The organism is Bradyrhizobium sp. STM 3809 (assembly GCF_000239795.1).
Classification (GTDB): domain Bacteria; phylum Pseudomonadota; class Alphaproteobacteria; order Rhizobiales; family Xanthobacteraceae; genus Bradyrhizobium.
Genome location: NZ_CAFJ01000179.1, coordinates 1 through 7,175, shown reverse-complemented (window position 1 = coordinate 7,175; position 7,175 = coordinate 1). Strand labels below are relative to the sequence as shown.

The 7,175-nt window shown below is 66.3% G+C and carries 6 protein-coding genes; all 6 read left to right on the top strand.

The window, feature by feature from the left end; all coding sequences use genetic code 11:
• Positions 1–193 precede the first annotated feature (193 nt).
• Entirely contained in the window at positions 194–2,725 is a 2,532-nt protein-coding gene (locus BRAS3809_RS09880; RefSeq protein ID WP_008961945.1) for a TonB-dependent receptor, read from the top strand.
• Between the two features lie 57 nt (positions 2,726–2,782).
• Positions 2,783–3,472 carry a Fe2+-dependent dioxygenase gene (locus tag BRAS3809_RS09875; RefSeq protein ID WP_008961944.1) on the top strand — a complete coding sequence of 230 codons (690 nt, stop codon included), beginning with the start codon at positions 2,783–2,785 and terminating at the stop codon, positions 3,470–3,472.
• Positions 3,473–3,681: 209 nt separating this feature from the next.
• Entirely contained in the window at positions 3,682–3,849 is a 168-nt protein-coding gene (locus BRAS3809_RS36550) for a hypothetical protein (protein WP_008961943.1), read from the top strand.
• A 244-nt stretch (positions 3,850–4,093) separates the two neighbouring features.
• Entirely contained in the window at positions 4,094–5,347 is a 1,254-nt protein-coding gene (exbB, locus tag BRAS3809_RS09870; protein ID WP_008961942.1) for a tonB-system energizer ExbB, read from the top strand.
• A gap of 3 nt (positions 5,348–5,350) precedes the next feature.
• Positions 5,351–5,800: a TonB system transport protein ExbD gene (gene exbD / locus BRAS3809_RS09865; protein ID WP_008961941.1), complete on the top strand. Its 450-nt coding sequence runs from the start codon at positions 5,351–5,353 to the stop codon at positions 5,798–5,800.
• Positions 5,801–5,826: 26 nt separating this feature from the next.
• Complete coding sequence (locus tag BRAS3809_RS09860; RefSeq protein WP_008961940.1) at positions 5,827–6,615, top strand: energy transducer TonB; 789 nt, start codon at positions 5,827–5,829, stop codon at positions 6,613–6,615.
• Positions 6,616–7,175 lie beyond the last annotated feature (560 nt).

Sequence of the window (7,175 nt, the reverse complement as noted above, 5' to 3'; positions counted from 1 at the left end):
AAATGGATCGAAACTTTTCCCATTCCGGCCATGACCGGAACCAGTTTTGGACCGCTTTCCCTCGCTTCTTGACTTGCATTCGCAACTGGCGCGGCCGGTTGCGGCGTTCAGCGGACCTCGCGGTTCCCCTGGGGAACCGCGGGTTCCAACGGACCCAAGTCTCCAGTGCGTAGTGAAAATGGGGTGGTCGAGTATGGGTAAGGCAGTCTTTCCGAGGAGCTTGCGTGCAGCAGGCTGGCATGACGGGGAACCGTCCGCCGACATGACGGGCGCGAAGGTTTCGGCGGTCGCGAGCCTGATCGCCGTCGCGTCGTTCTCCAGTGCCGAAGCCCAGCAGGCCCCGCTTCCGTCCGTCACCGTCGAAGCACCGGTGGCGCGCCCGAAGCCGCAGGCGTCGCGCCCGACCGCCGACCAGATCCGCGCCCGCGACGCGATGCGCCGCGCCGCACGGCAGCAACAACAGCAGCAGCAGGCCGCGGCCCCGAAGAACAGTCTGCCGCCGGACCGCAACCCCTATTCGAGCCCTGCCTCGGACTACAAGGGCGAGCGCCTGCAGGCCTCCGGCAAGTTCCCGGAGAAGCTGCTGAACACGCCGAAGACGGTGACCGTGCTCAGCAAGGAGATCCTGGCGGACAAGAACTCCACCAGCCTGAAATCCGCCGTGCTCTCGACCGCGGGCGTGACGCTCGGCACCGGCGAAGGCGGCAACGCATTCGGCGACCGCTTCTTCATCCGCGGCTTCGATGCCCGCAACGACGTGTTCATCGACGGCGTGCGCGACGCCGGCGTCTCGGTGCGCGAGAACTTCTTCACCGAGCAGGTCGAGATCCTGCGCGGCCCGGCGTCGTCCTTTGCCGGCCGCGGCACCACCGGCGGCGCGATCAACATCGTGACCAAGCAGGCCACGACCGAAAACAGCTTCTACAACATGGACACGACGCTCGGCACCGACCAGACCAAGCGCGTGGTGATCGACGTCAACCAGAAGGTCACGCCGACCTTCGCCGCGCGCGTCGGCGGCCTGTTCCAGGATGCCGGCGTGGCCGGCCGCGACTACGTCACCGACAACCGCAACGGCGGCTTCATCGCGACCAAGTGGACGCCGCTCGACACCGTGACGCTCGCGACCAACTACATCCACACCGAGGTCTCGGGCCGCCCGGACTTCGGCGTGCCGTACTACCGGCCGAACAATCTCGTGGCCGGCGCGCCGTTCCCCGAGGTCGGCGCGCCGCGCAATGCCTGGTACGGCTTCGTCAACCGCGACTTCCAGCGCATCGGCCAGGACATCGGCACGATCAATGCCGAGGTGAAGGTCACCCCCGACCTGACGATCTCCGACAAGATCCGGGTGTCGCGTTCTGTCCTGAACTACATCGGCACGCTGCCGGAAGGCGCCACGATCACCAATCCGATCGAGAATTCGGTGATCCGCGCCAACCCGCAGAGCCGGTTCCAGCAGACCGACGTGCTCGCCAATCAGCTCGACGCGACCTACAAGTTCAACACCGGCCCGTTCAGGCACACCGTCGTCGCCGGCCTCGAAGTCTCGCAGGAAAAGGCTCTCATCAACAGCTATACCGGCCTGACCTCCGAACAGCAGGGCCTTGCCTTCTCCGGCTCCGGCTCGCTGTCGGGCGTGAGCGTGTTCAACCCGCAGTTCACCAATCTGCCGTTCGGCATTCCCTCGCTGAGCCAATTCCCCACCAACCTCAAGATCGATACCGCCAGCGTCTACGCGCTCGACAGCGTCAACTATCGCGATCTCGTGATCCTGAACGGCGGCGTCCGCTACGACAAATACGACGTCCGCGTGGATGGCTTCGGCACCGTCAACGGCATTGCCAACACGCCGGGATCGACCGCCGCATCCAGCGGCCTGCCGAACTTCAATCTCGGCCTGACCCTGAAGCCGGTGCCCTATGCCAGCATCTATGCGGCCTATGCGACGTCGTCGAACCCGGTCGGCGCCGAGTTCGACGGTCTCAGCGCCGCCTATGGCGGCCTGACGGCGGTCACCAATGGCGGCGCCAACCAGGTGTTCGGGCCGGAGAAGAACACCTCGATCGAGATCGGCACCAAATGGGAGCTGCTCGACGGCCGGCTGCTGGTCACCGGCGCGCTGTTCCAGACCGAGAAGGAGAATGCCCGCGAGTCCTTCAACGTCACCAGCGCCAAGAATGCGACGGCGGCCTGCCCCTACACGGCCACGACCGGCTCCGTGCCATGCATCTCGGCCGGCGCCGCCTACCGCATCCGCGGCATCGACCTGCAGGCCGGCGGCAAGCTGACCGACAAATGGAGTATCTTCGGCGGCCTGGTGCTGATGCAGTCGGAGGTCACCAAGTCGAACATCCCGCCGGCCAATACGGCGCTGTTCACCAGCAATGTCGGCCTGCAGCTCGCCAACACCGCGCACCAGTCGTTCAGCCTGCTGACGAAGTACGAGATCAACGACACCTGGGAGATCGGCGGGCAGGCGGTGTACCGCTCCAAGATCTACGGCGGCACCTGGCTCGCGGCGAACCAGGGCACCGAGCTGCCGAGCTACTGGCGCTTCGATGCCTTCGCGGAAGCCAAGATCAACAAGAACTGGACCGCGAAGCTGTTCGTCGCCAACATCTTCGACAAGCTCTACTACGACGCCTTCTACCAGAGCGCCACGCCGTTCACGTTCGTCGGTCCGGGTCGAAGCGCATCGATCGTCGTCTCGGGCCGGTTCTGATCGCCGGCGCGCGCTCCGGGGCCGCCAGCCGGCGGGCCGATATCGAGTGATGAGTTCATGCTGACCTGTGTCCCCGGAATTCTGAGCAAGGACGATGTGGCGGAGTTCCGCCGCATCATGGACCAAAGCGACTGGGAGGACGGCCGTTCGACGGCCGGCGCCCAGTCGGCCATGGTGAAGCGCAACGAGCAGCTGCCGCCCGACAGCGATGTGGCGCGCAAGCTCGGCCATCGCATCATCTCGGCACTGACCGCCAACCCGCGCTTCCTCGCAGCCGCCATTCCGCAGCAGATCTTCCCGCCGCTGTTCAACCGCTACAGCGCCGAGTCGGGACATCATTTCGGCATTCACGTCGACAACGCCGTGCGCGGCGACAAGCTGACGGGCCTGCGCATCCGCACCGACCTGTCGGTCACGCTGTTTCTTTCCGAGCCGGACGCGTATGACGGCGGCGAGCTCGTCATCGAGGACCTCTACGGCTCGCACGAGATCAAGCTGCCGGCCGGCGACCTCGTGCTGTATCCGTCCTCCAGCCTGCACATGGTCACGCCGGTGACGCGCGGCGTCCGCGCCGCCTCGTTCTTCTGGCTGCAGAGCATGATCCGCGATCCGCTCGCGCGCAGCATGATCTTCGATCTCGACACCACGATCCAGGGCCTGTCGCAGCGACTCGGGCGCGATGATCCGGAGATGGTCCGGCTGACCGGCCTCTACCACAACCTGATCCGCTACTGGGCCGAGGTCTGAACATCCGATCGGGGCGTGTGCCGCACGCCAGCGCTGCGACACAAGCCCGCATCCAACGGCGCTCGCGCCAGTGCCGTTCGAGCCGGGCCGGCGAGAGGCCGGCCAGTGCCACGAGGTGCGCACCGGCCTGCCTGCGTCTGCCTCCTCGTAATCGCCCATGTGGACCATGATGGCGCGACGTCACGCCCGGCCTCCGTCACGACTCCTCGATGCTTCGCCAGCATGACATCGGCATCGCGGACGTCGAATCACATGGGAGACATCCGGGAGCCGTCGACGCGACGCTTGTCGTCCAGCTCGGTGACAATCTGCGGCGGCAACTAATTAGAATTGATGAAAGTCCGATCGGCGGCATTTGCGTGACCGATGCGGCGTGACCGCGTGGCATTGACGGCATCCCATCGGCGCATTCCAAGGCTTTCAGATAGTTAGCGCGCGACCGCTGCGTCGCCATCGTGCAACGCCAGCTGAGCGAGCGCATCTGCTCTCATCGTATCGCGCGCAGCGATGTGATCGCCGGACATCGATGTTCCCGGTTTGAGTCGACGCACCGTCTCAAATCAGCCCGGTTGAGACGAGAAGCATGACGGGCAAGTCAACTACCAAGGGGTCTGCAGCAACATGTTCAGGAAAGTTCTTTGCTTGGGAGCGGTGATCGCAGCCGTCTCGGCCGGTGCCCTGGCGCATGCCGAACAGTCGGCCAGTTCGCCGAGACCTGGGCAGGCTGCTCCCGCGCCGCAGAGTGCCGCAACCAATCCCGCAGCCGCGGCCGCAGCGAGAGGCGTACAAATCCCGGCAACCGCGCCGACCGCCACGTCTGCAAACGCGGCTCTGGCGCCCGCCGCAGCCACACTGCCGAAGCCGGCGACCGCTGGTCAGGCAACGACGTCGAACGTCGCTCAGGCTGCGCAGGCGGTCAGCGCCCCTCCCACGGCCAACAATCCAGCGTCTGCGGCTCCGGCCCAAACCGCCGCCACACCGAGCACACTGCCGGCCAATACAAATCAGGCCGCCGCCTCCACCGATGCGCACACCTCCATCGCGGCAGAAGCCGAGACCGAGGTCAGTGCCGCCGACAAGGCGAAAGACGGAGCGGAAAAGCCGGTACAAGGCGGAGCGCAGGCCGCCTCGCGCGTGCCGCACGACCTGTCTCCATGGTCGATGTTCCTGGCCGCCGACATCCTGGTGAAGTCGGTGATGATCGGGCTCGCGCTGGCTTCGCTCGCCACCTGGACCGTGTTCATTGCCAAGACCGTCGAGTTCGCCATTCTCCGCCGCAAGCTCAAAAGCGCGCTGCGCAAGGTCGACGACGTGCGATGGCTGTCGGAAGCCAAGCTCGCTCTGGGCTCACGGCAGAACGTGCTGACGGCGCTGATCGACGCGGCCATGCATGAGATCAGGATGTCGTCCGAGCTGCCGCCGCACGGCGTCAACGAGCGTGCGGCCTCCAGTTTCGCCGAGATCGTGCGCGCCGAAGGCCGGCGCTGCCGCACCGGCATGGGTCTGCTCGCGACGATCGGTTCGATCTCGCCCTTCGTCGGCCTGTTCGGCACCGTCTGGGGCATCATGAACAGCTTCATCGGCATCTCGAAGTCGCAGACAACGAACCTCGCCGTCGTCGCGCCGGGCATCGCCGAAGCGCTGCTCGCCACCGCCATCGGCCTCGTCGCCGCGATCCCCGCCGTGATCATCTACAATCATTTCACCCGCGTGACCAAAGGCTACATGGAGCTCGTCAGCCGCTCGTCCGGCGCCACCGCCCGCATGCTGTCGCGCGATCTCGATCGCGGCCAGAGCCACCACGCGCCGCAGGGCCGCGGCTTCGAGCCGATCCACGTCCACGAGGCGCCGCCGATGGCGCTGGCCGCGGAGTAAGCCATGGCCGTCTCTCTCTCGGAAGCCGATGGCGACGACGATCTCGGCGAGTCCGCCGACATCAACGTCACGCCCTTCATCGACGTGATCCTGGTGCTGCTGATCATCTTCATGGTGGCGGCGCCGCTCTCGACGGTCGACGTGCCGGTCGACCTGCCGACCTCGACCGCGACGCCGCAGAAGAAACCGGACAAGCCGATCTATGTCAGCATCAAGCCGGACCTCACGCTGTATGTCGGTGAGGAGCAGGTGAAGCGGGCCAATCTCGTCAGCGCGCTGGAGCACATCCCCGACGTCGCCAAGGACAAGTTCATCTTCCTCCGCGCCGACCGCGGCGTGGCCTATGGCGAGCTGATGGACGTGATGGAGCTGCTGCGCACCGGCGGTTATCCGAAGATCAAGCTCGTCACGGTCGAAGGCGTCCCGCAGGCTGCCGCACCGGCAGCCCACTGAAACCAGTGAACCGACGGAAACCAGGAATGGTCGAACACAAATATCAAGGAGCGACCCGCCGCCTGTGGATCTCGGCCGCGATCGGGGCGGTGATGCTGCATGGGGGCGGCGCGGCGCTCGCGGTGGCGCATCTCAGCGACACCGACGTCGACGGCGGCCTCGGGGCCGCCGGCGCCGAGTTCGCGGTCGAGATGGCATCGCCGCAGGTCGAGGATAACGATCTTCCGCCCGGTCCCGACAGCGATGCCGCGGAAGCCGCGCCGGAGCAGATGCAGCAGACCGCCGAGGTGAAGGAGTCGGATGCCGTCAAGGACAAGCCGACCGAGACCGAGGAGGAAGCAGACCGCGTCGTCACCCAGAACGAACCCAAGGAACCCGAGAAGGAAGAGCAGCAGCAGGCGGTCCAGCAGGCCGAGGCCTCGGTGGCGTCGGCCGCGCAGCAGGAATCCGCACGCAAGGCGCTCGACGAAGCCGCGCCGCCGGCGGAGACGGCCAAGGCGCCGAATGTCGGGCTCGGCAAGGACAGGCAGAAGCTCACGGAGAACTGGGGCCGCAAGATCAGCGCCTATTTCGAGCTGCACAAGCGCTATCCCGATGGCAAGAAGCACAACGGCACCGTCAAGGTCGCGCTGGTGCTGAGCCGCGCCGGCAAGGTGATGTCGGCCTCGGTGATGCAGTCGTGCGGCGATCCGATGTTCGACGACGCGGCCCTGGCGATGATCCGCCGCTCCGATCCGGTGCCGGCGCCGCCGGCCGGCCTGACCGACGATCAGTTCAGCTTCAGTCTCGACGTGAACTTCAACCAGAAGAAATAGCTCGCGATCCAACGCGTACCTGGATCCGCAGACTGGCAGCGCTCGCACACCGGCGGGCGCTGCTTTGTCATGGCAGGCGGCTACGGCGTGCCTTTGCGGGCTGCGGGAATATCTTTGACGCTCTCCCTTAGCATCTCGCTGCAGACGGGCGTCTCGAGGGCGAGGCCACCGGCGGAGCCTCATGGTTCGAGACGCGCCGCGCGCGAAGATCCTGCCCGGCAGCAACCCGACCGGCGCGGCGCTCCTCACCATGAGGGTCGAGCACCGTGGGCGGCGCTACAGATTATCCATGAGCCGCGTACTCATGAAGAGGATCGGGCGCAGAGCGCGGCGCTACGCACTGCAACAGCGCCGAGAGCGAGTTCATGCAACGCAGCCTGCTGCGATCGCATTCTCCCTCGCCATGCACGAGCTCCACACCCTCACCCTGAGGAGCCCGCCGCAGGCGGGCGTCTCGAAGGGCGAGGCCACCGGCGGGGCCTCATGGTTCGAGACGCGCCGCGCGCGAAGATCCTGCCCGGCAGCGACCCGACCGGCGCGGCGCTCCTCACCATGAGGGT